This window comes from Acetobacterium bakii, from assembly GCF_001263355.1.
Classification (GTDB): Bacteria; Bacillota; Clostridia; order Eubacteriales; family Eubacteriaceae; genus Acetobacterium; species Acetobacterium bakii.
In genome coordinates this window covers 1-2,026 of sequence record NZ_LGYO01000078.1, presented here as the reverse complement: position 1 = coordinate 2,026, position 2,026 = coordinate 1, and the positions used below count along the sequence as shown (strand labels likewise).

The window sequence follows — 2,026 nt, the reverse complement described above, 5'->3', positions numbered from 1 at the left end:
ATTCGAATTTTCATATAAAATCCCGAGTTTGACACTTAAACAAAAATAAAATCCTGTAAAGCCTTGATACAGCTGGCTTTGCAGGATTTTTCTATGATGTAAAAAGTGCGTACTTTTTTTATTGTTTTGTTGCTTTTAAAATTTTTTTCATATTTTGGGTAGAAACAATCTGGTAATCAGTTCGGAATCCAAAAGATTCATGTAATGCATCGGTAAAATCAGTTCTCGTGTAGGTTGGAACATAGCCCTCGCCTTTAATTTCAAAGAAATCCATATCCCTTAGACCCGAGACAATCTCACGACAGGTGAATTCCTCGTTGAGGCGCTTTTCAAGCAGCCGATAAATAATCAGCGAGATAAAGCAAGTCGTGAAATGGGCTTCAATCCGGTCATCGTTGCTTAAGTAGACCGGTCTTGCTTTGAATTCGCTTTTCATAATCCTGAAACATTCTTCAATTTCCCATCGCCTGTGATTGACCTTAATGATTTCAGCTACCGCATCCTCAAGGTTCGTACAGACACCATAAAAACCGTCAAAGGCTGCTTCTTTTTGGATGATCGCCTGATCAATGCTGTATTTTTCTTTCTCGGCAATTTCACCATCAGGCGTATAGCTTGTTTTATGAATGAATCGTTTATAATCGTTGGCATTGCATTTCTTGATTTTTGTCGGGTTGTTTTCAATTATTTTTTGAGCGCGTTCGATTTGAGCATTGCGGATATTACGCTGATAATCCCTGTATTTTATTGAGTAGGTAACAATCAGCCGCTGTTCAAAGCCGTTTTCTTTAATCCAACGCTCCTTGTAAAATACTTTTGCGATGATTTTTGTTTTTTCTTCAGGGGTCGCTTGATCCATCATTTCATCAAGCTGAGAAATATCATAGGCTTGATGACTACCCGAAAGTTTCCAGCCGGCAGCATCAAGCGCCCATTTTTTCAGGTGTGCCTTTAACTTTTTTAGTGACTGGGTGGTAATAAAGGCGCGACCATCTTTGTCGTTAAACTTTCGATTCGCTTCGGAAGCCAGCCCGGCATCGGTGCAGACGATGAATTTAGAAAGCTCAAAATCAGAAATAATTTTCTCTTCCAAAGGCTTTAAAGTCAGCTGCTCATTCATGTTTCCCCGATTAATGCTAAAAGCCAGTGGAATGCCGTCGCCATCCATAAATAAACCCATTTGAATAATAGGGTTCGGTCGGTGTTCTTTTGACGGTCCATATTGTTTGTTGCCATCGCCTTGTTCGATTTCAAAAAAGTAATTGGTGCAATCATAGAAAAGAACACCGGTATTTCTTTTGGAAATCTTCAGGCTGTTTTCGTACAAGGACGATTGGATAAAATCGGTCTCCTTAGCGAGAACTTCGAGCGCTCGGTATATTTGATGTAAATCAAAATGGGGCTGTTCGATAAATTTTTTAGAAAGCGCGTAGGTCGCAAGTTTTGAGGCAGGGAAGATCACGCGACCATAAATCAGTCGTGATAGAATCGAGTTTAAGTCAAAATCAAACTTATACTTTTGGGAAATATCCTTACAAATCTGATCCAGCTTGAGTTCATGATATATTTTTTGCAGGAATAGGTACCCACTATTAAAAGCGTGTTGTTCCCCTTTATCAATAAGCTTTGACTGTTTAAACGGGACAAGTATTTCCCGTGTTTGTTCCTGTTCTTTTTCATTCAGCGTTTTAATATATTCTTTAGCCCATTCATATGGATCCGCGCCATTAAGTTTTTCACGGAGTTCAATTTCTGTTCCGAGCTTTTCAACGATCTTAGAAGTGTTTGATTGAGTTTTACTGTTGTAAACGGATTTTATCACATAGAGTGAAGCTGCATTTTTAGATTTAGTCACCTTAAGTCTCATCTGTTAACATCGCCTCCTAACACTCCTATTATATCACAGTGCGATAAAGTACGCAACAATTATATGGTAAATTTGACAAAAAAATAAGCCTATACAAGGCTTTGGGGGATTTTTTCTTTATTCAACTGTCAAAGACCCGATACTTTCGTGAAAAAATTC

At 38.5% G+C, this 2,026-nt stretch carries 1 protein-coding gene; it reads right to left on the bottom strand.

The window, feature by feature from the left end:
• Positions 1-118 precede the first annotated feature (118 nt).
• On the bottom strand, positions 119-1,867 hold the full coding sequence (locus tag AKG39_RS18955) for an IS1634 family transposase (protein WP_050741977.1): 1,749 nt from the start codon (positions 1,865-1,867) through the stop codon (positions 119-121).
• Positions 1,868-2,026 lie beyond the last annotated feature (159 nt).

Coding starts and splice junctions, on each gene's coding strand:
- AKG39_RS18955 (WP_050741977.1), bottom strand. CDS start 1,867: ATGAGACTTAAGGTGACTAAATCTAAAAATGCAGCTTCACTCTATGTG.